The organism is Collinsella sp. AF05-9 (genome assembly GCF_003465595.1).
GTDB lineage: Bacteria > Actinomycetota > Coriobacteriia > Coriobacteriales > Coriobacteriaceae > Collinsella.
The window spans coordinates 69,426-95,348 of record NZ_QSBB01000002.1; the positions used below are offsets into that span (position 1 = coordinate 69,426).

Sequence of the window (25,923 nt, forward strand, 5' to 3'; positions counted from 1 at the left end):
ATACAGAGGATGATTCTAGCGCAAGGGCTGGATATCCTCCATCTATTGCATATCGAGCACCATGGCATAGACATCGCGCTTGCGGCGCGAATACTTCTGAGACAGGCGCTTGGCCACCGCAGACGCGGGCTCCCCCTCCTCGAGCGCGGCGCGGATATCCTCGCGCAGGGCCTCGTCGGGATCCGCTGCCGTGGCGCCGACCGGCACGATACCGGCCTCCTCATCCTCGCTCGGTGGCGCGATGACCAGCGCAATCTCGCCCTTTACCTCGCCGCGAGCACGCAGCTCCTCGGCAAGCTGGTCAGCGGGCCCGCGCAAGACCTCCTCGTGCAGCTTGGTGAGTTCGCGGCAGACGGCAACCTCACGCTGGGGAAAGACCTCCGCCACGGCCTCGAGCGTCGCCACGATGCGATGTGGAGACTCGTAGAAGATGAGTGCGCCGGGCACCACGGCAAGGCGCTGCAAACGGCGCACACGGTCGCCGTGCTTTCGGCCCAAAAAGCCCTCGAAGAAAAAATGCTCGCAGGGAATGCCGGACGAAACAAGCGCCGTGACGCAAGCAGAGGGCCCGGGAATAACTTCGACGGGCACATCGGCCTCACGCGCCGCCTCGACCAGCGCCTGGCCGGGATCGGACACGCTCGGCATGCCGGCGTCCGAGGCAAAGGCGAGGGTCTCCCCCGCCAGCAGACGGTCGACCAGGCCGGCAGCGCGGCTAGCGATCACATTCTCGTCGCAACGGACAAGCGGCTTGGAAATGCCCAGGTGCATCAGCAGCTTTGACGTCACACGCGTGTCTTCGCAGCAGATGACATCGGCAGCGGCAAAGGCCTCGCCAACGCGCGGGGACAGGTCACCCAGGTTGCCGATGGGCGTGCCGACCACATAGAGTTTGCCCGTATGGGCGCTGTTTTGCGTCATATCAACCTATTCAATCATGCCGCGCTCGAGCGTACCGAGCGCCGCGCGGGCGTCCCATGCTGCAATGCGCTTCTCGGTCTTCCACGTTTGGAAGAACCAACCGGCAGCCGGCGCAAACGAAGCCAGCTGGTTGGCGATAAACACGCGCTCGTAGGCATTGCAGCCCTCGGGCGTAACCGACGAGTTGGCAAAGATCGCCGCGCCCGACCATTCGCCCACCAGCACGGGGAACCCAGTCGAAATCGCTTCTTTAAGCTCGCGCTTGTTACGCGAAATCGCCGTCGTCAGCCCGCGAGGGCTCGTGATGTCGAGCGCATACTCGTCGCGGTAATGGTACAGGTGAAGGTCCATGTAGACGTTCTTGTACTTGGCGCCGCGCATAAAATGCTTCCACTCGCTGGGATGCCCCGACGACGAGAAGACGACGATCTTATCCTCGGGCATATACGAACGGACGAGCTCGTAGGCATCGCGATAGAAATTGCGCAGGTAGTGAGCAGGAATGCCATCCGTCATGGTGAAGAGGCTCTTGCGAACGCTCATCTGCGGCGTGTCCAGCAGCTCAATGCCCAGCAGGCTCTCGGCCTCGCCATAGCGATCGGCCAAGCGCTCGAGCACGTCGAGTGCGACATGGCGGCCGTTGGTGGACGAATGCCACTCGGCAACAGCCTCCGGCGTGGTGGGCGAATCGTTGGAATCGCCCTGGCCACCGGGCACGGTTGCCAGATCGAGCAGCACGCGGATGTCGTACTTGGCAGCCCACTCAATTGCGCGGTCGATGTAATCGACAACCGATATGTAGGAGGCATCGGACTCCTGTGAGCCAAAGGCATACCAGGGCACCGGCAGACGCACGGCATTGAGACCGATCTGCGCCATGCGGCGAAAATCGTCCTCGCTCACAAACGTCTCGTAATGGCGGCGCATGCGCTCGTTATAGGCGGCGGTACCCATGGCCTCCTGTAGCTCAGCCGCGTTGGATGCACCGGTCGCCGCGTACAGCGACGGGGTCACCCAAGGCTCGGGAATAAACCAGCCAGAGAGATTAACGCCGAGTATCCTCTCCATCACTGCCCCCTTCGGATCATGCAGGTCGAACCCGCATCGTATTGCGTAGGATAAGTATCGTTTTGAGTATACCCGCGTGTGCGGACAGGCGACCGAACGGTCTGCAAAGTGACGCGAAAGTGGGAGGAATGTCTGGGGCGGGCGGGCTCGGAATGGTGCGACGAGGTGTGTACGCGCGCCAGAGGCAGGCACCGGAAAGCATGTCCCGTTCTATCGCTCAATAATGGGGCGCATTTTCCGTTAGCAGGCCCAACCGGAAAATGCATCCCGTTCTGAGCGCGGGATCTGGGACGCAGTTTCCGCCAAAGGCCGCAAAAGGAAAGCACGTCCCATTCTGACGCCGGATTCCGGGTCGCGCTTTCCCAAGCGGCCTCAAAGCGGAAAACGCATCCCACTCTGAAGCCAAATTCCGGGACGCAGTTTCCGCAGAACCCTACATAAAAGAAAAGGACCCCTTTGCAGAGGTCCTAGTCAATTCAAGGTGGCGGGGAAGGGAATCGAACCCCTGACACGAGGATTTTCAGTCCTCTGCTCTACCAACTGAGCTACCCAGCCATTTGAGGTGTGCCTTGTTTCAAGGCTTGATTAGTATAACCAAGGACGCGTTCCGGTCAACCGAGAATTTTAAAAAAGTTTTTGAGCACAGCCTCGGTTCTATAAATCGGCACGTCAGAGGCATCAGCCGGCAGCAAGAAGTTTTTCGCTCAGAGCCGCACGGGCAAACTCACTTGGCGTCATCCCCTCGGCAGCCGCCCGTCGACGAATGGCCTCCTTCATTCCCAGAGGAATCTTGACCGACAGCGTTGCCGTCCCCTCACCTGAGAGTGGGGGCCGTCCATGCACGATCCCACCAACGGTGTGTTCGCCATCCGGAAACTCTCCGCGCTCGTACGACTCGCACCACGCGTCAATCATTTCATCCGTTACAACCTGACCATTAGCGGCCGTATACGTCTTGCCCATCATCGACCCCTTTGCCGAGCCTGTTCAATCTCCTGCCAAAATTTCTTCTGGACTGGAGACAAGGCATGAATGATAAGCCACCCACGGACAAGCTAGACCGCGACAAGCTCCACGCTTCGTCCGCCTGGGAGCCATCCAATCGCAAGCCATCTCGGCGGCTCGTCCTTCGACTCGCGACGAATGCACTCAGTAACCGCAAGCCAAGCGCTAAGCACCTGCTTTTCCGTCAGGTGCTTTTTAGCGTTGGGATGGATCTCAACATCCATGCATCTTCTCCTCCATCTTACCCAATTTCGTATGACGAAAGTCCGCTGTCGCCAATTCTTAAGCCGGCACGCGTTGGAGAGCAGGGATCGAAACAATGATTGAAGGACGCTCTAGTGCGGCCCAGGCGCCGGGGCAGGAGCACGTGCGCCAAGGACGAACGCTTTCGTAGCGCGCGAGGATATTGCCGTCGCGATCGATGAAGGCGATGTCGATGGGATAGGCCATAAAACACGTATGGACCGAAGAGCAGCGTGGAAACGCCATGACGAGCGGCAGACCGTTGGCGGCAACCGGACACCGTCCCAGCATGCCGCGCAGGCGCACGGCAAACGACTCCGCCACCACAAACTCGGCCGGCGTCCAACCCAGCCTGTTGAGCGCCCGCGCGTACGCGATGTAGGACGAGACCGCGGTCACATGACCACCCCCGGACGCCATGGATCGACCGTCACCGCGCGCTCGTGCGACAACGTTGTCGGCGCCCCCAGCGAAACGCCAGCGATGCTGAGAGAAGTCGGCCACGGCTCATAGTGCATGGTGCAGGTGTAGGTCCTAAACGTACCGGATAGGGAGAGCAGGCCACCATCCGATGCCTCCGCGCCTTGCTCGCTCGACACTTCGATCTGCAAGCCATAGCCTTCCATGGCATTCAGAATTTGAGTCTGAACCGTCGCCGAGGCATCGGCAGAGCTTTCGTCGCCCTCCCCCTCCGACGCCACGGCGTGCGCCAACACGATGTCGGGCACCACGCGGTCGAAGCGCGCGACAGCGCTGGCAAAGATCATGACGTTGTACACGATGAGTGCCAGCACCAGCAAAACGGGCGTAACCACTGCCATCTCCACCGTCGCTTGGGCGCGCTCCTCGCGCAGACGCATGCGGATACTCATTACGACCCACCGCCCAAAGCGCCAACCAGCGTGGCGACATCGACGGTGAGCGGGATGGAGCCGCCGCCGGGCAGAGGAATCTCCGCAAGCGTGAACACCGTACCGCTAATGGTGCGTTCGACTTGATATTCCAACGCCTCGCAAAGCGCCTTGGGATCGGTCACGCCCAACGGAATACTTCGCAGTTTGTCTTGCGCTTGAGAGAGGCCAGCAATGTCAGACCCCGGGCTCTTAATGACGTTGGCGGAATCAGTCAGCACCGGCTTTCGCAGGCGCAAGTCGCACGGTTCCAAACCCAGCGCCGCCACGGACGCCGAAACGGTATCGCCGAGCCACGATGCAATGGAGCCCAACGCGCCGCTGCCCCCTCCTAGGCCTTTAATCATCTCGTCCATAAGTTCGTCGGCCGAACCTTGGATGTCTCCGTATCCCACAAGCAGCCGTCCCCAGACATCCATGACGCCGTCGAGCACGCCGGCAACGCCGCCCGAGCGTTCCTTCAATGTCGAGAAAAATCGCGAAAGCACGTTGTTTTGCGCCGTCGCCCCATCGGGCGCCAGCACCGCGGCAGAGATGGCACCGCGATCGCCAAGTCTGACTGCCGTGTTAAACGAAGAGTTGAGTTCATCGGAGCTCGAGATGGCACCCGAAACCGCAAAGGCAACCACGCCGTTGCGACCGGGCGGAGCGATACGCGGGCGCTCACCGGAAAGTTCTTTGATGGCGGTATCGAACGCATTGCCCGCACGGTCGGCTTCGTCCTCGGTCTGACGCTCGAGCTCGAGCTCCTTGTTGCGACAGTCGACGTAGTCCTCCAGGGCGTCTTTAAACTTGTCAAAGTGATACTCGAAGCCGTTTTCGATAGAGGTTGAAGGCGCCGCAACAGCACCAAGCGACAAAACGCCAAAATGGCATTTGCTGCATTTATCCTGTCCATCGTAATCGGCAACCGAAGCAAATCCGCTCGGCGTCCCTTTCTTATAGTTAGGGCAGGTCGTCCCGTAATGCAGATACGCCTTGTCATCGTTCACGCTAGTCGGCCACACCGCATCGGTATAGAGTTCCGTCGCCCGAACCTCATCAGAGTTGCGCGGCAGCAGCGGAATATAGGAGGAAACCCTGTCTCCGTTCTCGGTTATATATGCCCGATCGACCTCCGCGTTCGCATAGGTATAAAACGCCTTACGCGCCGCAGACTCTGCCTTCATCTCGACACTCGAGCCCTGGGGCTTCTCATTTGTCAGACGCCAATGGTAGTAGTCCTTCGCGCGATCAAGGGCAACTTGAGGCTCCCACGTAACGCTCGATGAGTAATGCGGATTTTGAACACCGGAGAGATCCGTTAGGCTTTTCGCGCGCTCCCACATGCAAGAACAGCTGCCGACCGAGCCCTTGTCAGACCCACCACAATCCGCCAGCCAAGCGCGCTCCTTTGCCTTCGCCGTCTCCTCCGAGGCCTTCCGCAGCTCCTCGGCCGCACGCTCTAAATCATCTGATGTGTCTTTAATGGTATCGGTCGAGATCTCTGACCCTTTGATCGCAGCGAAGTCCGACTCGGATGTCCTGGGCACGGCAAGCGCCGTACCGGTATAGGTCACACTATCGGTATCCTGCGCCGACACCGCCTGCGTGGCACGCGCGGCGATCAGATACGGCAGAGCCGTCTCGATTTTCTGTAAGCCTTCCGATGCGCTTTTGGCAAACTTGTTGCGCGTTTTAATGATCTCGATCCCGGTGTCGACCATATTGCCGGCAACCGGCTCGGCACCCGGGATGAGGATGGCGACCAGGCCCGTCCCGATCGTGGCAAACCCCGCCAGCCCCAGACTCAAGATACTCGCATCAACCACCGTGGCAGCCGTGTGATAGGACGACACCACGTTGGCACCCGCCAGCGCGCCGCTATCAGCCGCCACCTGGGTGTCCCCGGCACGCGACATGCTCCATATCGCCGCGGTCGACGAAAACAACAATGTGAGCACCACTAGGATGACCACGGCAGAAGAAAGCGTGGTATAGGCACCGTCTTCGATAAACAGATCGACACCGGCTCGACCCATAAAGCCACCTCGCTTGCAATGGCAACTCGGACGGCGCGTCAAAACGCGTCTAGACCAGAAACGCTTAATCCCATGTAGCAATCCACGAATCATAATCTCCCTCCAGCCATTCGGGACGCGATTGATACGAGACATCGACCTTGAGCTCAACGTAGCCGCCCTCGGCGGTACCACCCATAGCCTGCGCAAACGCACCGATCACGGGCAACGGCTTGACCTCGCCGGAAACGGACACGGACGAGACGCCACCCGCACCGGCCCGGCCAAGCTCGATATCCCACGACAGCGGCCCGCCGGCATGAAAAATCGAAACGTTGGGCACTGCGGCAAGCCGGCGGCGGGTGAACTCCTTAAGATCGTCGTCCTCCGCCGTCGTCGTGGTCATGAGCCGCGCGGTCTCGGCGGCGGCAGACTCCATGACCGCGCGCGTATAGAGCAGGCACACCGGTTGCAGTGCGAGAAGGATGAGCGTCAGAAACGTCGGCAGCAAAAAAGCGGCCTCGACCGTAGACTGCGCCCGGTCCTCGCACGCGATATCAATACAACGCGATGTCCTTAGCGCCCGCAGCGGCGTCGATAACCGACATCGAGGCAACGCCATGGGATGCCGCCCGCTCAACCAGCGCCGCCAAGCGCCCATCGGTGCCAGCACGCCAAAGTCCCGCAATCGCCAGCACGATCGATAACAGCGCCACCGTGACGATGGCGTATTCCACAGTCGCTTGGGCAACCTCCTCACGCAGAACGCCATGCATTTCACGACCCCTCCTTTGAGCTTATTGTTTGCGGAACCAGGCGCACGGCGCGCAGACGACACGAAGCATCGCCAGTATCCGCAGCAACCGTCACCATATCGACCCAGCCGCGTCCGTCACGCACGATGGCGCCCCACACGTTTCCCTTGATGTCGAGATAGCCGCTCAGAGCAAGTTGCGCCGTGGGTACCTCGCGATAGGAACGCAGCATATCCGCCGCCGCTTCGGTCATCGGTCGGTCCTCGGACCATGCAAGCCGGACCACAATCGCGTTGCCCCCAGGCGAATCCGTCGCAGTGCCAGACCGCTTGTCGAGCGTCCGCAGAAAGGTTTGCGCCGTGACAGCGACATCCGAATCGTCCGCATCTCGCATCTCATCTTTTTGAGACGCCACCGCCGAATCTGAGCCCAAATCGGAGGCGGTCCCAGGACGCTGCTGCCGCGCGGCGTTAAGCCCCCAAAGCACCGCCGCTATCGCCACGGTCAGGCAAGCAAACACCAGCAGCACCCCGACGGGGCGCTCGCCCTCTACAGGCTGTTGATGCCCTCGCTGATAGCGTTCCATAGATCTTGGACCTTGCCCTTAAATGCGACGATGGCGATAATCGCGATCACCACGAGCACGCCGACCAAGACGGCATACTCGGTGGTACCCTGCGCACTCTCCTCCTGCAATAGTTCCTTGGCGCGCTGACGAACATGTGCCGCCCGGCAAAACGCCCAGCCCTGCACCTTGCCAGCAGTGTCAGTCATCGTGTTCATGTATTCCTCCCTACATCATCCCGCCTGCTCCCAGCAGCGGGCCCAATATGGACAGAAGCAACGCCGGCAAGATGAGCGTGCCGGTGGGAATCAGCAGCTTGACGGGCGCACGCTCGATCTCGCGCTCGACCGCGGCGCGATGAGCCGCACGGATCTCGCGACTTTGAGCGGCCAGCGTCTCGGCAAGTGGGGCACCCAGGGCGAGCGCCTGCCCCACCGTGATGGCAAAGGTCTCGAGCGCTCGCACGTCCAGGTCGCGCGCGGCGGCCAACAACTCGTCCTCACGCGTGCCCACGCCCACCTGCCACGCCATGCAGGCGCGCTCAAGGCGAAGAGCCAGCACTGACCGGCGGTTGGCGCAGAAAATCTCAAGCGCCGCATCAAACGAAAGACCGGCCGAAAGACCCAAGCGCACAACATCGATCATCTCGGACACTTCGCCGAGCGACACTCGCGCCGGGCCGCCCGCTCCAACCGCGCCCTTCACTCGCGCGGTCAGAGCATCGACCACCGAGCGACCCGCGGCAGCGACCAGCACCGCCTCGCGCTTGCAGGCCCCTGCGATCTTGCGTGCATCCGCCCGATCCAAACCCGTCGCGACAAATACACTCAGGGCGCACAGGCAAGCCGCAACTGCAACCGGGGCGCTCATAGCTCCACCCGCATAATGCGCCGGATAACCACCAGGGCAACGGCGTTGAGGGCAAGACCCAGCACCACAGCGCCCGCGCCGGCGGGCGTCGCAAGACCGCGACGAAAATCTGCCGAAAGCAGCGCCAACACCGCGCACATGCCCGCCGGCATCGCCGCGACCATATGCGCAGACATGCGAGCCTGCGACGTCTTAACATCCAGGCGGCGCTTGAGCTCAATGCGCTCCCCCACCATGCTCGACGCCTCGGACAGTAAGTCGGCAAGCGGAGCGCCGGTGCGCTGAGACACCTTAAGCGCCAAGGTCACAAGCGAAAGACCGGGGGCGTCGATACGCACGAGCAAGTCATCGAGCGCGTCGGTCGCCGAGATGTCGCAATCGATCGCCGCCGCCACCCGCAAAAACTCGGTATGCACTGGCTCTTGCGCATGAGCGCCCACAAAGCGCATGCCCTGGGCCAGCGAATGTCCCGAGGCAAGCGACATGGAAAGTGCGGTAAACGCCTCGGGCATTGCCTCTTCTGCATCGTGTTGCTCGCGCCGGCTCTCAAAGCCATCCCAAGCGGCACCAACGGCAAACGGAGCAACAAGTCCCAAGGCAAATCCGAGGGGCGATAACGACACCATCGTTAGTAAAACGCAGCAGACACCGCTCGATAGCAGCAGAAACGCCAAACGTCCCGAAGCATCTTCGATCACGAGGCCAAGGCGATGCGCCGGAGCCAGCGATGCCCACGAACGGGCGATCTTTTTCAGCAAATCGTTTTCCACCAGCCCACGCGGCAGCTTCTCTGCCACCGTCTCGAGCGCCTGACGTGCCAGCTCCGCCGGCGGCACCCGCGGCACACGAGGCTCTGCCCCACACACCGTCGCGACAGAAAGCCCTGCCAAGCCCCCTACGACGAGGGGCATAGCGATCTCCATTCGTCCACCTCCTCTTGTGTAAGCGTCCCCGACCGCAGGCCTTCTGCGATAAACGGCGGCTCGCGGTCGAGCGTCCAGATGCGCTCGGCAGCATCGAAAGTCACATAGCGTTCGAGCTCAACACCGCCCGACACGCCGCGGTGAACCCCCGAATATGAGGCCACAAAGCGCCTGCCATCGGCGTGGCGCTCGGACATCACGATGCCGTCGAGCGCCATGGCGATCTGCTCCTCGATGAGCTCACTCGGCAGATCGATGCCATAACGTGCAAGCAACGTCAGACGTACCACGGTCTCCTGTTCTGAACCCGCATGAAGTGTGGTGAGCGACCCATCGTGGCCCGTGTTCATGGCCTGCAACATGTCGCAGCACTCGGCACCGCGCACCTCGCCCACCACGATGCGGTCGGGGCGCATGCGCAGGGCATTAGTTACCAGGTCGCGGATCGTCACCGCGCCCTCACCCTCAATTGAAGCCTCGCGCGCCTCTAGGCGCACCACGTGCGGATGATGCGCAAACTTGAGCTCGGCAGAGTCCTCGATCGTCACGATGCGCTCGCCGGTGGAAATCTCGCATGACAACGCGTTGAGCAGGGTGGTCTTACCAGATCCCGTGCCTCCCGCAACCGCCAGGTCCTGTCGCAGCGACACCGCGCACGACAGCAGCTGCGCATACCAAAGCGGCAGCGATCCCAACCCCACGAGCTCGTCCAGAGAGCAGATACGGTCCGAGAACTTTCGGATAGTGAGAATCGGTCCGTCAATCGCCACAGGCGGAATCACCGCGTTGACGCGATAGCCCGTTTTGAGGCGGGCGTTGACAATGGGGCTACGCTCGTCGATACGGCGGCCAAGTGGCGAGATGATGCGGTCGATGAGCACACGGATCTGCTCGTCGTCCTCAAACGCGTGCTCGATGGGATACAAAACGCCGCCGCGTTCAAAGAAAGCCGAGCGGCAGCCGTTGATCATGATCTCGGTAACGGTGTCGTCCTCAATGAGCGGCTGCAACGGCCCCAAGCCCACCACATCATCCAAAATCTCGTCGATGATGGTTTCGCGCTCGGGCGTCGCGAGATCGGTCGGCTCCTCAACATTGAGCGCCGCCTCCACCGCGGGACGCAATTCCGAGCGGGCAAGTGCCGGGTCGATATAGGCGCTGATACGCGCCACTTCGTCGTAACCCATGCGGTCCATCACGGCGCGCTTGGTGCGTCGTTTCACGGCGCGGCGACGCCCCGCATCTACAGGCGCTGCCGTCGCTGCAGCGCCGGCAGCCTTAATCCTCGTTTGCAGGCTCATCGCTGATCACCCTCGCGCGACCAGGGAAGGCGAATACGCGGGCGTTCGGTGCGTGTTGCACGGTCGGCGACCATATCGCTCCAAGGGCCGACGGCGCACCCCAGTTCCACGAGCATCTCGCGCGTGGCCTCGCGCACGCTGGTCGCAAAAGCGCTGGTCTGCCCCACTGCCTCGTCAGCGCGCCCAAACGCCATGAGCGCGGCGAGATCCTGCCCGCCATCGGCGATACGAATCTTGGAGCTCAACGCACAGGCAATCTCAAAGCGCATGGCGACGTCCTCGTCTGCCCCGCGCGCACCGAACCGGTTGAACACGGCGCTCATGCGCGTGCGCGGCACACCTACCCGACTTGCCAGTTCAATGACGCGCGACGCCGATGTCGCGGATGACACCGCCGCATCGCCAACGACCAGGCAACGGTCGCTCGCTGCCACCGCAGCCGCCACGGCGTCGCCCCAAAAGACCGAGGTATCGATAAAGACCACGTCGGATTCGCGACGCAGGACATCAAGCAGTAGCTCCACCGGACGTGCCATGAGCTCGGCTTGCTCGGGCGCCGCGACGGGACCCCAGAGCGTAACGCCCGGCGCCACGCGCATCGAAGCGGCTACGATATCCGGCTCGGCGAGCGCGCCCGCCGCCGACGGCTCGATAAGTGCCGCCATATCGCGCGGAGCATCAACGCCTAACAAGTCGTAAAGGTTTCCAAACATCAGGTCCAGGTCGAGCACGGCGGCACGCAAGCCCAACAGCGACGATGTGTGTGCCATGGTGGCAACAATCGTCGACTTGCCGCAACCGCCCGAACCCGAAATGGCGCAGATGACCGGAGCTCGATGCGGCGGAGCAGCGGCGTCTGCCGGCGGCATCTGAAGCGGCGGGGCGGGCGTCGGTGACAGCGTCCCCGTCTCCCCCGCCGCAACCACACGCTGCGTCCAAGCCGGCATGGCAGCTTGTTCGGTCTGCGAGGCAGGCTCGTTCTGTGCAATCTGCTCATGCTGCATCGGCGACAACTCGCCGCACCCGGCAAAGCCCTCAACTTCGTCCAGTTCATCTGCCAGATTCACGCCGTGCACGTATCCCATATCTACAGCCGGGGAGTCGCCAGCATGCTGCGCCGGCCCTCCAGCGTCATCGTATACAAGGGGGTTCCGGGGGCGCCGACCATGCTCGGCTTCCGCTTTTCCATAATCATCAACACGCGGGCCTCTTGTAGCGCGAGGCGCCCCGGGTTCCCTATCAACAAAAGCATCGGGCTCAATCGTCATGCGCCGATCGGAATCAACCGCCCCCTCGCCCGCGCGCCCGTTGCCGCATATACTGTGCGCAGCGATGACCTCGGTCGCCCCCGCGCGAAACAGCCCCTCGATATCCGACGGATCGAGCGCTTCTATCAACACGACCACGCGACTCACGCGGCCTTCGGCCGTCAGGCGCGCAACAGCCTTGCGAACATCTTCGGTATCAAACAGAGACGCCGCGATGATGGCAGCCCCGCGGCGCGACGGAAACGCCCGCGCCATGGAAACCAGCCCGTCCAGGTCACCCACGCGAAGCACCTGTGCACCCGCATCACGGCCCTCGACTTCCCGCTGCAACAGCCCGTAATCGCCGCACGCGCAGCACGCAAGCCAGATCGCCTTCATCACTCGTCGCCTCCGCTCTTTTTGCCGCGCGCCGTGGCGGGAATCGTCAAGCTGACCGTTCCCTTGCCCGAGGCTCCCAGCAGTTCCTTGACGTCTTCGGGGTCAGCCGCCAGCGTCACCCATTCGATCTTGCCCTCGCGCGTGGCACCGGAATCCTCACTGGTATCGATCACGTACGCGCCGCACAGCCGATCGGTTACGCCGTCTTTTTGCACATACACATCCACGTAGCTGCCCACGCCCGTAGCACCGCCGACCGAGTGCTCGGCATCGACCGCCACCGAAACGGCGACCTTGCCCTTAGGCACCTCGAGCTTGCGGCTCTCGGCCTTGGTGTAGACATTGCAGATCACGGCGTTTTTGGGAATACGCGAAGTCGTCACGTCGCCGCGCACCTGGCGCAGCTCGGTCGCCGCGTCACGCGGCAGCAGGCTCGTCAGCCATTCCTGGGTTATGACATTGGTCTCATCGAGGGTCTCGCCCACATCGATATCGCGCGCCGCGACGCATACCTCGACGTGATCGCCACCGTACTTGGCCAAGGTCTCAGCCTGGACCTGTTCGGCTCGTGAGCGGATCGACGAGCCGTAAGCCATGCAGAGCAGCGCAGCGAGCACGCCCGCGACCAGACTGATGGCGATGCGCTTGCTCTTGTTCACGGCCGCTCCTCTCATGGCAGTGCCGGGCGAATGCCCGTACCACCATTGTCTGGGCGGTCAGAGCGCAAAGCGGCGCAATCGCGATCTTGGTTTTCGATGTCAAACCAATCGCTGACCAAAAGCTGACCAGCCCGTCAAGCTCGTGGCAAGGTTTTGGTCAGCACGTCAGCAAACTGCATGTTTCGAGGCTTTTCCGCAGCAAAAAAGCCGTCTCCCGAACAGTTGGGAGACGGCTGTCATAGGAAAAATCAATTACAGATGGACATCGGGATCGAGCATTTGAGCGCTCACGCGCATGGATGACGCCAGGTTTTGGAACGTTTCCAGACGCAGGCTGTCAATCTGCCCGGCGTCCTCGGCCTCGCGAACGGCGCAACCCGGCTCATGGACATGCGTGCAATCGCCAAACCGGCACGCACGCGATGCCTCGACAATCTCGGGGAAGGCGCGCGCCAGACCCCGCTCGTGACCCACGAGCGGTAAGCTGCGCAGGCCCGGGGCATCGGCGATCACGCCGGCGTCGCCCGGCAGCGCCACCATCACGCGCGCGACGGTAGTGTGACGGCCCTGGTCGTCGCGTTCGCGCACACCGCCGGTCGCCAACGTATCGTGGCCCAGCAGTGCATTGAGCAGCGTCGACTTGCCGGCACCCGACTCGCCCAGAATCATGGCGCAGCTCCCGGCAGGCACGCAGGCACGGACCTCGTCCAGGCCGCGGCCCTCGGCAGAGGACGTCACGATCACGCGCACGTCCGGACCCACCAGGCGGCGCACACGGTCCAGATCGCGCTCGAGCTCCTCAGCATCGCAACGGTCAGCTTTGGTGAGTACCACCACCGGTTCGGCATCGCAGTCGAGCGCCAACACCAGCGAGCGCGCCACGCGGTCGAGCAGCACCTCGCCGGCACCGAGCGCCTGCACGATTAGCACGCTATCCACGTTGGAGCAGAGCACCTGGCGCTCTCCGCGGGCACGGCCGCGCCAACGCTCAAAGCTCGTACGGCGCGGCAGCACGCACTCAATCACGCCCATATCGTGCCCGGGAGCGCGGCGCACCGCCACACGATCGCCCACGGCAGGCAGCAGGACCTCGTCCTCGCCGCGTGACTTGGCAAACCCCACAGCATGCTCGGCACGAAACGTGTCATCGGCAGTCGCCACCAGTGGAAACCCGCGATCCAAGCGCACCACGGCGCCAAGCTGCATCTGCTCGGGCTCCTCGGCATGTGCGCAGAAATCATCAAAGGCAGCCTGCTGAGCTTCATCGACCGGCAGGTCATCGAACGCCGGAACGTCCTGCAGCGCGTCGAGTCCCGGCACGCTTGCCAGCAGCTCCTCAGCAGGTGCGGGAGCCTCGGTCGCGAGCTTCCGACGACGATCGCGCTTAGCCCGCGCCCCCGTCGTCTTTTTCTTCGCCTTAGCCCTAGCCTTGCCCACAAGCGCCTCCCAGCACCAAAAATCAAAACTGAGCAGGTATTTTCCCACAAAAAGAGCCGGTCGAGCAAACGCTCGACCGGCTCACACACTTTCCCCCAGCCTTTATCATCCGCGCGAGGAAAGCCAGCAGAGTCACCGCAGGGCCCGCCCCGGAAGCCCTTTCTCCCGAACGATCCCGCAGCGCAAAGCGCGAGGACCAGTGAGGGAGAAAGGGCGTGGGGCGGGCCCGGACAGGTTAATCTACTCCTTCTCCACAGCGCGCATGATCGCCTTGTAGATCTCCATCAGCGGGATGATCAGGAAGGCAAGGCCCAGCGCGGCAAGAACGCCCTTGAGCTCAAGCGTCACGGGGCCAAAGAACATCTCGGCAAGCGTCGGCTGCACGGTCACGATCACCGTCAGCACCAGTGCCAGCGCGGCGGAAGCCCACAGCCACTTGTTCTGCTTCTTCATGGTGAACAGCGACGCACGACGGCTGCGCATATTGAAGCAGTGGAAAATCTCGACCATGTTGAGCGTGATGAACGCCATCATCACGCCTTCCTCGTCGGCATTGCCGGCGATCATATCGGCGATGTGGATGTAGCCCATGTCAAAGTACACGCCCACAAAGAAGCTCGCCAGCACCAGCGCGGTGATGATTAGGCCCTGGACCACGCAGTCCAGACCCATATGTCCGGCAAAGACACCGTCCTTGGCGTTGCGCGGCTTGCGCTTCATGATGTCGCCCTCGGCATCCTCCATGCCCAGCGCAAGCGCGGGGAAGCAGTCGGTGACCAGGTTCACCCACAGCAGCTGCACCGGCTGGAAGATGGTAAAGCCGATGAGCGTGGCGATAAACACCGAGAACACCTCGGCAAGGTTGGCCGAAAGCAGGAACTGGATGACCTTGCGGATGTTGTCGTAGATGCGACGACCCTCTTCGCAGGCGCCGATGATGGTAGCGAAGTTGTCATCGGCAAGTACCATGTCGGCGACGTTCTTGGTGACGTCGGTACCGGTGATGCCCATACCAACGCCAATGTCGGCGCGCTTGATGGACGGGGCGTCGTTGACGCCATCGCCCGTCATGGCCACGATCTGGTCGCGCGACTTCCAAGCCTCGACGATGCGTGTCTTGTGCTCGGGCTGGACGCGGGCGTACACGCCGTAGTCCTCGATGTGCGCGTCGAGTTCCTCGTCGCTCATGCGATCGAGGTCGGCACCGGTGATGGCCTGGCTGCGATCGGCGACGATGCCCAGCTGCTTGGCGATGGCCACGGCGGTGTCGATGTGGTCGCCCGTGATCATGACGGTGCGGATACCGGCGTCGTGCGCCTCGTGGATAGCGTCGGCCACCTCGGGACGGACCGGGTCGATCATGCCGGACAGGCCACAGAAGACCAGGTCATGCTCGAGCGCAGCGGGGCTGCAGTCGTCGGGAACCTCGGTGTAGGTGCGGCTTGCCAGCGCCAGTACGCGCAGGGCCTCGTCGGCCATGGCCTTGTTGGCCGCCACGAGCTCGGCGCGGCGCTCCTCGGTCAGGGGGACGACCTTATCGCCCTCGTAGATATGGGTGCACAGGCCGATCACCACGTCGGGCGCACCCTTGGTGTACTGCTCGTACTCGCCATCCAGGGTCTCGACGACCACGGACATCATCTTGCGGCCCGAGTCAAACGGGGCCTCGCCCACGCGCGGATGCTCGGCAGTCAGGCCAGTGAGGCCCGCCTTGCCGGCGTCGTTGACGAGCGCACACTCAGTCGGCTCACCCACGGCCTCGCCCAGCTCCTCGTCCCACTGAGCATCGGAGCACAGCGCCATGCCGGCCAGGAACTTCTCCTTGGGCGCAGCGAGCTCGTGCTTGACGACGGTCATCTTGTTTTGGGTAAGGGTACCGGTCTTGTCGGAGCAGATGGTCTGCGTGCAGCCGAGAGTCTCGACGGCAGAGAGCTTGCGGATGATTGCCTGGCGCTTAGCCATCTTGGTCACGCCAAGCGATAGCACGATGGTCACGACGGCGACCAGGCCCTCGGGGATGGCAGCGACGGCGAGCGAGACGGCGACCATAAAGGTATCGAGCAGGGCGGTCGGGTCGGTAAGAACGTTGCCCACGCCGTGGCGGATGATATCAACGCCAAAGATGACGACGCAGATGACGATAACCATAATGGTAAGGATGCGGCTGAGCTCGGCGAGCTTCACTTGCAACGGCGTGAGCTCTTCCTTGGCCTCGGCCAGGGCGCCGGCGATCTTGCCCATCTCGGTGTTCATGCCGGTGCCGACCACGACGGCGCGACCACGGCCGTACACGACGGTGGAGCCCATATAGCACATGTTCTTACGGTCGCCGAGCGGCACGTCATCGGTGCCCGCAGCGAGCTCGATCACGTTGGCGTGCTTCTCTACGGGCACGGACTCGCCGGTGAGCGCGGCCTCTTCGATCTTCATCGTGGCGCTCTCGAGCACGCGGCAGTCGGCCGGGACGGAGTCGCCCGCCTCGAGCATGATCACGTCGCCGGGCACGAGCTCGGCGCTCGGCAGGTGCACGAGCTTGCCGTCGCGCAGCACCTTGGACTGCGCCGCACTCATCTCCTGCAGGGCCTCGAGGGCCTCCTCGCTCTTGGCTTCCTGGACCACGCCCAGCACCGAGTTGACGATAACGACGAACATGATGATGGCAACATCGGCAAAGTCGGGCTCGCCCTTGACCATGCCCGTGAGCGCGCTGATGACGGCGGCAACGATCAGCATGATGACCATGGGGTCGGCCATCTGCTCAAAGAAACGCTTCCACAGCGGTGTCTTCTCGGCTTCCTCGAGCTTGTTAGGGCCTGTCTTGGCGAGGCGCGAAGACGCCTCGTCGTTGCTCAGGCCGAGGTTCTCATCGACACCTTGGTCGCTGAGCACCTCCGCCGCGGCGGACAGGTATTCCTTTTGCATATAGAGTCCCCTCCTGGGATTCGGGCCACTCAGCAGATTGATGCCCGATCATAATTCCCAGGAGAAGGGCAAGGGCTCATCAAGGCTGCCGTGCTGAGCGGCAGTTGATAGTGGAGCTATGGTACCCCAAAGCGACGCGTCTAGCCAAAACAATCGGTTTGGAAATATGGTCCGCACGCAACGGTGCAGACCGTGTGATGCTCAACATTGGTAAAACGTTTTTTCTTCGGCACATCGCCAAACTGACATATCTCCCAGATAGCAGCGGTTGGAGTGGTTGGTAAAGATTTTTCATATACCGTTTTTCCCGCAAAAAATGAACTTCCATTTCGGCATACGGTCGATTTTTTGGGGTATTCGGTCGGCATTTCGTTATAATCATCTCGGTTTTATTTCTTATGGTTTATCTATCAGCGCAAGACGATGTCAGATGGAGGTCTGAATGTACAAGCGCACTAAGATTGTATGCACCATGGGTCCCGCCTGCGATAGCGACGAGACCATCCGCGAGATGATCAAGGCGGGCATGAACGTCGCCCGTTTTAACTTCTCGCACGGCTCCTACGACGAGCACCACGGTCGCATCGAGCGCGTCCGCCGTATTTCCAAGGAGCTCGGTCTGCCTGTCGGCATCCTGCTCGACACCAAGGGCCCCGAGGTCCGCACCGGCCTTCTGGTCGACGGCAAGAAGGTTGCCGTCAAGACCGGCGATAAGATTGTCGTCACCGCTCAACCCACGTCCGAGGATTTCCACGGCACCGCTGAACACATCTCCCTCGACTACCTGGCTCTGCCCTCTGAGGTCGAGAAGGGCTCCCTCATCCTGATCGATGACGGCCTGGTTGCCCTCGAGGTCGAGTCCGTCAGCGGCCAGGACATGACCTGCGTCGTTAAGAACGACGGCCTGATTGGCGAGCGTAAGGGCGTCAACATGCCCAACGTCAACATCTCGCTGCCCGCTATCACCGAGCGCGATCGTCAGGACATCCTCTTTGGCCTGACCGAGAACATCGACTACATCGCCGCTTCCTTCATCCGTGACGGCGAGTCCGTCCGCGGCATCCGCGAGCTTTGCCGCGAGAACGGTGGCGAGCACGTTACGATCTTCCCGAAGATCGAGTGCGCCCTGGGCGTCGAGAACTTCGACGAGATCCTCGAGGCTTCCGACGGCATCATGGTCGCCCGTGGCGACCTGGGCATCGAGATCAAGCCCGAGCTCGTTCCCCACATCCAGAAGGAGATCATCGCCAAGTGCAACGCGGCCTACAAGCCCGTCATCACCGCTACGCAGATGCTCGACTCCATGCAGCAGAACCCGCGCCCGACGCGCGCCGAGGTTGCCGACGTTGCTAACGCCATCTACGACGGCACCGACGCCGTTATGCTCTCTGGCGAGTCCGCTGCCGGTAAGTACCCAGTCGAGGCCGTCAAGATGCAGGCCAGCATTGCTCTCGAGACCGAGAAGTACCTCCCGGCCCACGCTCCGCTCGAGGTTCCGGCTGACGCTCACGGCACCCGCGTCGTCAACAACGTTGTGGGTATGTCCGCTGTGAACATGGCCACCACCGTTGGCGCCAAGTGCATCACCGTGCCGACGACCACCGGTCGTACCGCTCGCCTGATCTCGCACTTCCGTCCCAACATGCCGATTTGCGCGTTCTCCCGCCACGAGTGGGCCGTCCAGCAGATGATCATGTACTGGGGCGTTATCCCGCACCAGGCCGAGATTACCCAGGGCACCGTCAACGGCACGATCGTCAAGGCGATCGAGACCGCTAAGGAGCTCGGCTACGTCGAGGCTGGCGATTTGACCGTCGCTACCGCCGGCGATCCCCGCATGAGCGTCCAGCTCGAGGACAAGGTCTCCTCGACCAACGTCGCTTACGTCGCTCAGGTGCGCTAAATCGCACTTGCAAGCAGATTTGCATTGCAAAGGGCCCGGAAGGCTTTGCCTTCCGGGCCCTTTTTCTGTGCGTCGATGCCTCCCGCACGGCATGACACGCAACCAGCTACTTATGGCATGCTATGAAATGTGCAGCTCGTTTGCCGTGTTTACGCCCTGCGACGGGAGCTGTTGGTCGATTGGGATGAGCTGTTCACTGCCGGGCCGGCCAGCTAGCAGCTAGCGATCAGGGGCAGAGCAGGAACACCGGGTGATGCGACGCGGGCGGCAAATCCCGCCTCGGTTAGCTCGATGACCTCGGTAAACGTTGCATCGAAAAACTCCTCGGTTAGCAGGCGATACGGCGGATGATCGGGCTCGCCGGGGTTTTCGCGTACAATCTCGTGCATAACGCCAATGGTCTTGAGCACATACTCCTTATGGATGGGATACTGCCCAAAACGTGCCGCAGCGGTATACAGACGATCGGTCGCACGCGGGATGGAAACAATGCCGAGCGTCTTACCAAACCAGTCAAAATCGCCCTGCTTTTTAATGCGGAATTCCTCGCACGGCTTGCCGCCGTGCGCCTCCAGGTACTGATTCACGCGCGTATTCCATACGGTATCGGCCACCAGATGCGACCAGACGCCCAGCGTTAAATCGAGCAGCGACTGCGCCACATCTTCGGACGCAAGCGAGAACTCACAGGCGCCGGGACCGGCAACCGGCTCGGCATCCTTGTAGCGCTGGGGATAGTGCACGCGGTTCAGTCGCTCGCGCTCCTCGATAATCGAGGTCGCCGCGGCTGGCGCACCGGTGGGCGAACTTTTAAGCAGCGGCGTCACATAGGTATCCCAGAACTCGTGCTCGCGTGGTTTGGGGATAGGCTCGGGCTTAGCAAAGTGCGTGATGCGGTACGGGATGGGATCGGCAATGCCGGGAACCATGTAGCCCACAAAGATGTCCGGAACCACGCAGCCAAACAAAAAGGCATTGCGGTCGCGCACGCTATCGGCAAGCACGCTAGCACGTGTCAGCAAGCGCTCCGTTTGAGCGATATGAATGTTCCAGCTTGGCATAGCCACCCCCATAAAAAACCTGGATAACTATACCATCACGGCAAAGCCGCGCGGGCGGCTACGCATCCTCTACGCAGCAACTATTCCGCAGCACCGCTCTCGGTTCCATACGACGGCGAAGGCGCCTCGACCACATGGTGATATCGATCGATATAGATGGCACGGGCCCCCAAGCGGCGCACCAAATCTTGATGGTGCGTACTCATCAAAACCGTCTTACCGGCAGCAACGTAGGCCAGCAAAAAGTTGACTACGATGTCGCACGAGTCCTCATCGAGCCCGTTGGTGGGCTCATCGAGCACTAGGATATCGGGGTTCATCGATACGACTGCCGCCAGCGCAACGCGCTTCTTTTGCCCGCCCGAAAGCTGATAGGGCGAGGCATCGACCAGATCGGCAACCTGGAACAGCTCCATGGCATCGCGGACGCGGCGCTCGATCTCGTCTGTCGGCAGCCCCATCTGCGCGGGACCAAAAGCAACTTCCTCGCCCACCGTGGCACAGAACAGCTGGGCGTCGGCATTCTGGAACACAAAGCCCACGCGCTGATGAAAACGCTGAGCGGCTGCGGAATCCTTGAGATATGCCGCATCGACCACGCGCCCATCGAACAGGTACGCACCCGCGTCCGTGAGCTCAAGGCCGTTAATAAGGCGCATGATCGTCGTCTTGCCACAACCGTTAGGACCAAGCAGGGCAACGAGTTCACCACGATCGACCTGCAGCGAAACGCCGTCGACCACCGTATGCCCCGTATATGAGAACACCACGTTGCGCAGCTCGATGAGCGGCGCGGCCTCGCCGCCCGCACCGTTCGTGCCCACCGCACTATTCATATCGATCGTCAAAACGTCGCCCTTCCCTATTTGCATCCCCAGCAAGAACCAGCAGCGCCTACAGCACGGCGCACAACACTGCCAGCAGTGCCACGCCGGCCGCATAGACCGCATCGCGCCAGCCAAACCCGGCGCGCGCGGGCGCCGGATACGCACCGGCAAAGCCGCGGCAAAGCATAGCCTCGTCCATCGCGTGGCTACATTCCATCGCCTTGATAAACGTCATGCCCATGATACCCGCCAGCGAGTCGGTGCGCGAAAAACCCGCAGGCGCACGACCCACGCTGCGCAGCATGACCGATTCGCACAGATCGTGCGCCGTGCGTCCCAGCACCTCGATATGCTTGAGCGCCATATCGAAAGTAAAGATGCCCTCGTCGGGCAGGTGCAACATTTTGAGCGCCGCCGACATGCGGCTCCAGGTAAGCGTCCATGAAACGCCCAGCACAAGCGACACATTAATGAACGTCTTGAGCGCAATCTTGAGCATGGCGCCCGTGGCAGACGCGCCCAGCAGCAGGGCAGGTAGTGCCAAAACCACCGCGAGCCCCGCAGCGCCAAGTGCCGGCACAAAGGTTGCCCGCAGCCCGCGTACGGGGCGCACGGCAACGAGCACCAGCGCGATAGCCGCCATCAACATCAGATACAGCGGGCTTTGCGTCAGGCACACGCACAGAACGCAGACGAACATCCCCACCAGGCGCACCGGAGCCGAAACGCAAGAAAGGGCGCGGTCGACCATCGACCCGCCCTCGTGCGCGCCTCCACCCAGGCGAACCCGCTCAAGCAGACTCGCCAGGTGTAGGACATTCTTTTGCATCACACGATGCCGAGCCCCCGCGGGCTCGTATCGCTGCTCGACCGTAAGCCAGCTAGGCAGCTCGGCTATTGCCATGAGCACCGCTTTCCTTGACCGTCAGCGAGACCAGGCGGAATGCGATGGTCAGCACCGCCACGCCAATCACGCCCGAGAGGATATACATGGCAGCCTGGCCGGCAAAGCCAAGACCCTGCTCCTCGGAATAGGCCTGCAGATAATCGCCCGTGGGCAGGGCGTCGGCAAAGGTCGGGGTATCGAGGCCGACCGAAGCCTGCAGGCTGTCGTCGCCAGCCTCCTGAACGGCGGTCGCGGCGCCCTCGGCGTCCCACTCACCCCAGGCGTCACCGGTGGCGAGCAAGCCGAGCGGCGTAGCCACGACAAGCACGGCGACCAGAATGAGCGTGGGAATCAGGGAAGTCTTCTTGGCGGTACCATCGGCGGCAAGCTGGCCATCGGCGGCTTCGGGGCCGACGATAATGCTCGGCGCCGTCTTCTTAATGAAGCCGTAGATGGCGGCCGTCGCCACGCCCTCGATCACGCCGGCAACCAGCATATGCGGGATCAACATGGCCGGAATAGCCACGGACAGCGGGAAGGGGCAGTACAGAGGGGCGCCCGAAGCGTTGGTGAAGAGCATCGGCTGAATACCAAACTCGATTGCCGCGCACAGGGCCGCCAGGCACAGGCCGACCCAACCGCTCACGATGGCAGAAACCGAGGTGCCCCAGCTCTTGTCGTGCAGACGGCTGTTGAGCGCACGGAACACGATAGCAGCGACAAACGGCAGCACAAAGGCCATGTTAAAGCAGTTGGCGCCAAACGACAGAACGCCGCCGTCGCCAAACAGCAGCGCCTGCAGCGCCAGAGCGACCGAGACAGCGATAGCCGCGGCCTCGGGGCCCAGCAGCAGCGCGATGAGTGCGCCGCCGACGGCGTGACCAGTGGTACCGCCGGGCAGCGGAACGTTGAACATCATGAGCAAGAAGGAGAATGCGGCGCAGATGCCCAGGAACGCCATATGCTCGCGATCGAGCGTGGCGCGCACCTTTTTGATGCAGTGAACCCATACGGGCACCATCGCCACCGCCATAACGGCATCGGTCTGCGGGGACAGATAATTATCGGGAATATGCATGAGCCCTCTCAATCAGAACGTTGTGTGTTACGTTTCCAACAATCCGTAACACCGACTCTGCATACTAACAAAAAGGCGCACCGCCCACAACGCAGCACGCCCTTGCAATACGTACGTTATTAGCCCAGGTCCACGCACCGCCCAATAAAGGGCCCATGCACTCCCAACTTTCCGGTCACCCGGAAGAAGGTGCGATCCGCTCGCAACAAGGTTAACGCAGGAACCCGCCCCCGAGAGGGGTTTTCTAAGGCAACATCCCGCAGCCGCGAAGTGGCGAGGACGTTGCCGTGAAAACCCCGCAGGGGGCGGGTTCCGAACAGCAAAGATTACGAGCGGACTTCGCCGTTTACGCCCTTGCACACCTTGGTGACGATCTTCTGGTGCGCTTTCTCGACCTCTTCGCTGGTGAGCGTGTGGTCGTCGGAGCGATACGTAAGCGCAAAGGCCATGGACTTTTTGCCCGCTCCGATGCGGATGGGATCGCGGTAGACGTCGAACAGGCGCACGCCCTCGAGCAACTTACCGCCGGCGCTCGTAATGCGGCGCTCAAGATCCTCACAGGTCACGGAGTTGTCGACCACAATGGCAAGGTCATGCTCAACAGCCGGGTACTGCGAGAACTCGCGATAGTTCTCCTGGTTGCGGGCGCCCTTGATCAGCTTGTCCAAGTCGAGCTCAAAGGCAACGACGACCTCATCGATGCCCATCGCTTCGCGCGCCTCGGGGTGAATCTCGCCGACCCAGCCCAGCACGGTTCCGCCGGACAGAACCTCGGCCGCACGACCCGGCTGCAAGAAAGCGTAGCCCTCGCCCTCGACGGGACGGAAGCGAACCTTCTCGATGCGCAGCTGGGCGAGCAGCTCCTCGACAATGCCCTTGCCAAAGAAGAAGCGCAGCTTGCGGTACTTCATGTTCCAGGACTGCTCGCTCCACTGGCCCGAGAGCACGCCCGCCACGGACTTGGTCTCCTTGGGCAGGCTGGCGTTCTCGCGACCGTGGAACAGGTTGCCGACCTCGTACAGGTGCACGTTGGGCGTACCGTGCGCCTCGTTGTAGGCCACGGACTGCAGCAGGCCCGGCAGCAGCGAACGACGCATCTCGGTCTGCTCGGCCACCAGCGGGTTCATGAGCACCACGGGGCAGCCGCGGCCTTCGGTGGACATGCCAATCTTCTCCAGGTCGCCCGGGGCGGCAAAGCCAAAGGTCGTGGTCTCGTTGAGGCCACAGGCGCGCAGGATCTCGCCGACCTTGCGGGTAAGCTTCTGCTCGCGCGTCAGGCCGCCGATGTGGTTCTTGGCAGCCGGAATGGTCGCCGTGACGCGGCCCATGCCCCATAGGCGCAGGACCTCCTCGATCAGGTCGATCTCACGCGGCAGGTCGGGACGGAAGCTCGGCGGCGTGACCATGAAGTCCTCACCGTCGCGCTCGACGGTGCAGCCCAGACGGGTGAGCGAACGCTCGATAAAGTCGGGCTCGATGTCGGCACCGCAGATGGCGTGCACACGGGCCAGGCGCAGCTTAATGCTGTCGATGGTCTTGGGCGCGGGGAAAACGTCGACATAGCCGGGAGCAACCTCGCCGCCGGCGATCTCTTCGATGAGCGCGCAGGTAACGTTGGCGACATCCACGCAGCCGGTCTCGTCAACCTGGCGCTCAAAGCGAATGGAGGCGTCGGAGATCAGCGACAGGTCACGGCTGGTGTGCGAGGTGCGGCCGGCGTTGAAGCAGGCGCTCTCGACCATCACGTCAACGGTATCGTCCTCGATCTCGGAATCCATGCCACCCATAACGCCGGCCAGCGCCACGGGACGCTCGCCGTCGGTGATGAGGCCCATGCCGGCGTCGAGCACACGCTCCTCGCCATCGAGCGTCGTGAACTTCTCGTCCTGCTGGGCGGCGCGAACCACCACGCGACGGTGGCCATCGCGCTCGGCAAAGGTGTCGAGGTCAAAGGCGTGCAGCGGCTGGCCGGTGAGCATCATCACGTAGTTGGTGATGTCGACGATGTTGTTGTGCGGGCGCACGCCCAGGGCGTTGAGGCGCTTGACCATCCAGTCGGGCGACGGGCCGACCTTGACGTTGCGCACGATGCGGGCAACGTAGCGGTCACACAGGCCCTCGTCGGCAATCTCGACCGAAAGCTCGTCGTCGGTCGCACGGCCGGTCTCCGCCTTGATGGCGGGCAGCTCCACATGGAAATCGCGGTCGAAAATGGCACCGGTCTCGCGGGCCATGCCGATCATGGACAGGCAGTCGGGGCGGTTGGGCGTGATCTCACAGTCGAGCACGGTGTCGCTCGAGCCCACATACTCGGCAAACGGCATACCGCAGGGCGTGTCCTCGGGCAGAATCATGATGCCGGAGTGGTCGCCACCCAGCCCGAGCTCGCGCGCGGAGCAGTTCATGCCCATGGACACAACGCCGCGAAGCTTGCTCTTCTTGATCTTGACGTCGCCGGGCAGGACAGCGCCGATCATGGCCGTGACGATGTGGTCGCCGGCCTTGAAGTTCTGCGCGCCGCAGACGATCTGCAGCGGAGCGGGATTGCCGTCAGCGTCAAGGTTCTTGTCACCCACGTCGACCGAGCACACATACATATGGTCGCTATCGGGGTGCGGGGTTTTGGTGAGCACCTGAGCGGTCACCACGTGGTCGAAGGACTCGCCCACGGTGTCGATCGCCTCGACCTCGGTGCCGGTACGGATATATTCGTCCGAAAGGGTCTTGGGATCCTCCGGAATATCGATCATGGTCTTGAGCCAGTCGTAAGAAACACGCATCTAGCTCTCCTTTCATACTGAAAGCCTGCGAAGAGATGCAGGTGGAAACTTCAACTTTGTGAACATTCCTTACAAAGCGAGGGTTGTCCAAGTGCGGCAGATCGGCCCGAAAGAGGAGTGCCGCGTACTTTGGTACGCAAGCGACGAATGAGCGCCGAGGTG

Annotated in this window: 24 protein-coding genes and 1 tRNA gene; 1 reads left to right on the forward strand and 24 read right to left on the reverse strand. The window is 62.2% G+C overall.

Translation table 11 applies throughout. The features are described 5' to 3' along the window. Positions 1-42: 42 nt before the first annotated feature. The 19 genes from rsmI to DWV43_RS01155 form a co-directional block, all read right to left on the reverse strand. The gene (rsmI, locus tag DWV43_RS01070; RefSeq protein WP_117640792.1) at positions 43-921 is read right to left on the reverse strand and encodes a 16S rRNA (cytidine(1402)-2'-O)-methyltransferase; all 879 of its coding nucleotides are present in this window, start codon (positions 919-921) and stop codon (positions 43-45) included. A 6-nt stretch (positions 922-927) separates the two neighbouring features. Continuing rightward, positions 928-1,989: a glycoside hydrolase family 5 protein gene (locus DWV43_RS01075; protein ID WP_117816972.1), complete on the reverse strand. Its 1,062-nt coding sequence runs from the start codon at positions 1,987-1,989 to the stop codon at positions 928-930. A 482-nt stretch (positions 1,990-2,471) separates the two neighbouring features. Next, positions 2,472-2,544, reverse strand: a tRNA-Phe gene (locus tag DWV43_RS01080). Positions 2,545-2,667: 123 nt separating this feature from the next. Continuing rightward, complete coding sequence (locus DWV43_RS01085; RefSeq protein ID WP_035137167.1) at positions 2,668-2,952, reverse strand: ribbon-helix-helix domain-containing protein; 285 nt, start codon at positions 2,950-2,952, stop codon at positions 2,668-2,670. Between the two features lie 92 nt (positions 2,953-3,044). Next, entirely contained in the window at positions 3,045-3,218 is a 174-nt protein-coding gene (locus DWV43_RS10130; protein ID WP_158569802.1) for a hypothetical protein, read from the reverse strand. A 58-nt stretch (positions 3,219-3,276) separates the two neighbouring features. Continuing rightward, complete coding sequence (locus DWV43_RS01090) at positions 3,277-3,636, reverse strand: DUF192 domain-containing protein (protein WP_233539187.1); 360 nt, start codon at positions 3,634-3,636, stop codon at positions 3,277-3,279. Beyond that, positions 3,633-4,109, reverse strand: coding sequence for a TadE/TadG family type IV pilus assembly protein (locus tag DWV43_RS01095; RefSeq protein ID WP_117816973.1), 477 nt, complete (start codon positions 4,107-4,109; stop codon positions 3,633-3,635). Before DWV43_RS01095 ends, DWV43_RS01090 begins: the two co-directional genes overlap by 4 nt. Next, positions 4,109-6,169 carry a hypothetical protein gene (locus tag DWV43_RS01100; protein ID WP_117816974.1) on the reverse strand — a complete coding sequence of 687 codons (2,061 nt, stop codon included), beginning with the start codon at positions 6,167-6,169 and terminating at the stop codon, positions 4,109-4,111. Before DWV43_RS01100 ends, DWV43_RS01095 begins: the two co-directional genes overlap by 1 nt. A 64-nt stretch (positions 6,170-6,233) precedes the next feature. After that, complete coding sequence (locus DWV43_RS01105; RefSeq protein ID WP_117816975.1) at positions 6,234-6,770, reverse strand: TadE/TadG family type IV pilus assembly protein; 537 nt, start codon at positions 6,768-6,770, stop codon at positions 6,234-6,236. Further along, entirely contained in the window at positions 6,706-6,924 is a 219-nt protein-coding gene (locus DWV43_RS01110; RefSeq protein ID WP_006235089.1) for a hypothetical protein, read from the reverse strand. The genes DWV43_RS01105 and DWV43_RS01110 overlap by 65 nt, the downstream gene beginning before the upstream one ends. A gap of 1 nt (position 6,925) precedes the next feature. Then, on the reverse strand, positions 6,926-7,489 hold the full coding sequence (locus tag DWV43_RS10035; RefSeq protein WP_147326459.1) for a hypothetical protein: 564 nt from the start codon (positions 7,487-7,489) through the stop codon (positions 6,926-6,928). Further along, positions 7,453-7,686 (reverse strand): hypothetical protein, encoded by a 234-nt coding sequence (locus tag DWV43_RS01120; RefSeq protein ID WP_117816976.1) that lies wholly within the window; start codon positions 7,684-7,686, stop codon positions 7,453-7,455. The genes DWV43_RS10035 and DWV43_RS01120 overlap by 37 nt, the downstream gene beginning before the upstream one ends. 10 nt (positions 7,687-7,696) lie before the next feature. Further along, positions 7,697-8,338 (reverse strand): type II secretion system F family protein, encoded by a 642-nt coding sequence (locus tag DWV43_RS01125; protein ID WP_055250542.1) that lies wholly within the window; start codon positions 8,336-8,338, stop codon positions 7,697-7,699. Continuing rightward, positions 8,335-9,261 carry a type II secretion system F family protein gene (locus DWV43_RS01130; RefSeq protein ID WP_117816977.1) on the reverse strand — a complete coding sequence of 309 codons (927 nt, stop codon included), beginning with the start codon at positions 9,259-9,261 and terminating at the stop codon, positions 8,335-8,337. Before DWV43_RS01130 ends, DWV43_RS01125 begins: the two co-directional genes overlap by 4 nt. Next, positions 9,234-10,562, reverse strand: a complete 1,329-nt coding sequence (locus tag DWV43_RS01135) for a CpaF family protein (RefSeq protein ID WP_117816978.1) — start codon at positions 10,560-10,562, stop codon at positions 9,234-9,236. Before DWV43_RS01135 ends, DWV43_RS01130 begins: the two co-directional genes overlap by 28 nt. Then, the gene (locus DWV43_RS01140) at positions 10,559-12,208 is read right to left on the reverse strand and encodes a P-loop NTPase (protein WP_117816979.1); all 1,650 of its coding nucleotides are present in this window, start codon (positions 12,206-12,208) and stop codon (positions 10,559-10,561) included. Before DWV43_RS01140 ends, DWV43_RS01135 begins: the two co-directional genes overlap by 4 nt. Continuing rightward, a complete protein-coding gene (gene cpaB, locus DWV43_RS01145; RefSeq protein WP_233539188.1) occupies positions 12,208-12,867 on the reverse strand; it encodes a Flp pilus assembly protein CpaB in 660 nt (219 codons plus the stop codon). The genes DWV43_RS01140 and cpaB overlap by 1 nt, the downstream gene beginning before the upstream one ends. A gap of 252 nt (positions 12,868-13,119) precedes the next feature. Further along, on the reverse strand, positions 13,120-14,073 hold the full coding sequence (gene rsgA / locus DWV43_RS01150) for a ribosome small subunit-dependent GTPase A (RefSeq protein ID WP_197032776.1): 954 nt from the start codon (positions 14,071-14,073) through the stop codon (positions 13,120-13,122). A gap of 471 nt (positions 14,074-14,544) precedes the next feature. Beyond that, on the reverse strand, positions 14,545-17,226 hold the full coding sequence (locus DWV43_RS01155; protein WP_117816981.1) for a cation-translocating P-type ATPase: 2,682 nt from the start codon (positions 17,224-17,226) through the stop codon (positions 14,545-14,547). Between the two features lie 442 nt (positions 17,227-17,668). Here DWV43_RS01155 and pyk point away from each other — a divergent pair, with 442 nt between their 5' ends. Then, the gene (gene pyk / locus DWV43_RS01160; RefSeq protein ID WP_117634311.1) at positions 17,669-19,129 is read left to right on the forward strand and encodes a pyruvate kinase; all 1,461 of its coding nucleotides are present in this window, start codon (positions 17,669-17,671) and stop codon (positions 19,127-19,129) included. 212 nt (positions 19,130-19,341) lie between these two features. Here the strand turns inward: pyk and DWV43_RS01165 are convergent, their stop codons facing one another. The 5 genes from DWV43_RS01165 to pheT form a co-directional block, all read right to left on the reverse strand. Then, positions 19,342-20,190 carry a hypothetical protein gene (locus DWV43_RS01165; protein ID WP_117816982.1) on the reverse strand — a complete coding sequence of 283 codons (849 nt, stop codon included), beginning with the start codon at positions 20,188-20,190 and terminating at the stop codon, positions 19,342-19,344. A gap of 80 nt (positions 20,191-20,270) precedes the next feature. Then, positions 20,271-21,038 carry an energy-coupling factor ABC transporter ATP-binding protein gene (locus DWV43_RS01170; protein ID WP_233539189.1) on the reverse strand — a complete coding sequence of 256 codons (768 nt, stop codon included), beginning with the start codon at positions 21,036-21,038 and terminating at the stop codon, positions 20,271-20,273. 46 nt (positions 21,039-21,084) lie between these two features. Further along, complete coding sequence (locus DWV43_RS01175; protein WP_117816984.1) at positions 21,085-21,921, reverse strand: energy-coupling factor transporter transmembrane protein EcfT; 837 nt, start codon at positions 21,919-21,921, stop codon at positions 21,085-21,087. Then, the gene (cbiM, locus tag DWV43_RS01180) at positions 21,899-22,981 is read right to left on the reverse strand and encodes a cobalt transporter CbiM (protein WP_117757543.1); all 1,083 of its coding nucleotides are present in this window, start codon (positions 22,979-22,981) and stop codon (positions 21,899-21,901) included. Before cbiM ends, DWV43_RS01175 begins: the two co-directional genes overlap by 23 nt. 326 nt (positions 22,982-23,307) lie before the next feature. Then, positions 23,308-25,761 carry a phenylalanine--tRNA ligase subunit beta gene (gene pheT, locus DWV43_RS01185; RefSeq protein WP_117816985.1) on the reverse strand — a complete coding sequence of 818 codons (2,454 nt, stop codon included), beginning with the start codon at positions 25,759-25,761 and terminating at the stop codon, positions 23,308-23,310. Positions 25,762-25,923 lie beyond the last annotated feature (162 nt).

Bases quoted from the DNA above. Each gene is read 5' to 3' on its own strand.
- pyk (WP_117634311.1), top strand. From the start codon at position 17,669: ATGTACAAGCGCACTAAGATTGTATGCACCATGGGTCCCGCCTGCGAT.
- cbiM (WP_117757543.1), bottom strand. From the start codon at position 22,981: ATGCATATTCCCGATAATTATCTGTCCCCGCAGACCGATGCCGTTATG.
- DWV43_RS10130 (WP_158569802.1), bottom strand. From the start codon at position 3,218: ATGGATGTTGAGATCCATCCCAACGCTAAAAAGCACCTGACGGAAAAG.
- DWV43_RS01135 (WP_117816978.1), bottom strand. From the start codon at position 10,562: ATGAGCCTGCAAACGAGGATTAAGGCTGCCGGCGCTGCAGCGACGGCA.
- pheT (WP_117816985.1), bottom strand. From the start codon at position 25,761: ATGCGTGTTTCTTACGACTGGCTCAAGACCATGATCGATATTCCGGAG.
- rsmI (WP_117640792.1), bottom strand. From the start codon at position 921: ATGACGCAAAACAGCGCCCATACGGGCAAACTCTATGTGGTCGGCACG.
- DWV43_RS01110 (WP_006235089.1), bottom strand. From the start codon at position 6,924: ATGCATGGCGTTCTGCGTGAGGAGGTTGCCCAAGCGACTGTGGAATAC.
- DWV43_RS01175 (WP_117816984.1), bottom strand. From the start codon at position 21,921: ATGGCAATAGCCGAGCTGCCTAGCTGGCTTACGGTCGAGCAGCGATAC.
- DWV43_RS01100 (WP_117816974.1), bottom strand. From the start codon at position 6,169: ATGGGTCGAGCCGGTGTCGATCTGTTTATCGAAGACGGTGCCTATACC.
- DWV43_RS01085 (WP_035137167.1), bottom strand. From the start codon at position 2,952: ATGGGCAAGACGTATACGGCCGCTAATGGTCAGGTTGTAACGGATGAA.
- DWV43_RS01165 (WP_117816982.1), bottom strand. From the start codon at position 20,190: ATGCCAAGCTGGAACATTCATATCGCTCAAACGGAGCGCTTGCTGACA.
- DWV43_RS01155 (WP_117816981.1), bottom strand. From the start codon at position 17,226: ATGCAAAAGGAATACCTGTCCGCCGCGGCGGAGGTGCTCAGCGACCAA.
- rsgA (WP_197032776.1), bottom strand. From the start codon at position 14,073: ATGCAGCTTGGCGCCGTGGTGCGCTTGGATCGCGGGTTTCCACTGGTG.
- DWV43_RS01075 (WP_117816972.1), bottom strand. From the start codon at position 1,989: ATGGAGAGGATACTCGGCGTTAATCTCTCTGGCTGGTTTATTCCCGAG.
- DWV43_RS01140 (WP_117816979.1), bottom strand. From the start codon at position 12,208: ATGAAGGCGATCTGGCTTGCGTGCTGCGCGTGCGGCGATTACGGGCTG.
- DWV43_RS01130 (WP_117816977.1), bottom strand. From the start codon at position 9,261: ATGGAGATCGCTATGCCCCTCGTCGTAGGGGGCTTGGCAGGGCTTTCT.
- DWV43_RS01105 (WP_117816975.1), bottom strand. From the start codon at position 6,770: ATGGCGTTGCCTCGATGTCGGTTATCGACGCCGCTGCGGGCGCTAAGG.
- DWV43_RS01095 (WP_117816973.1), bottom strand. From the start codon at position 4,109: ATGAGTATCCGCATGCGTCTGCGCGAGGAGCGCGCCCAAGCGACGGTG.
- DWV43_RS10035 (WP_147326459.1), bottom strand. From the start codon at position 7,489: ATGGAACGCTATCAGCGAGGGCATCAACAGCCTGTAGAGGGCGAGCGC.
- DWV43_RS01120 (WP_117816976.1), bottom strand. From the start codon at position 7,686: ATGAACACGATGACTGACACTGCTGGCAAGGTGCAGGGCTGGGCGTTT.
- DWV43_RS01125 (WP_055250542.1), bottom strand. From the start codon at position 8,338: ATGAGCGCCCCGGTTGCAGTTGCGGCTTGCCTGTGCGCCCTGAGTGTA.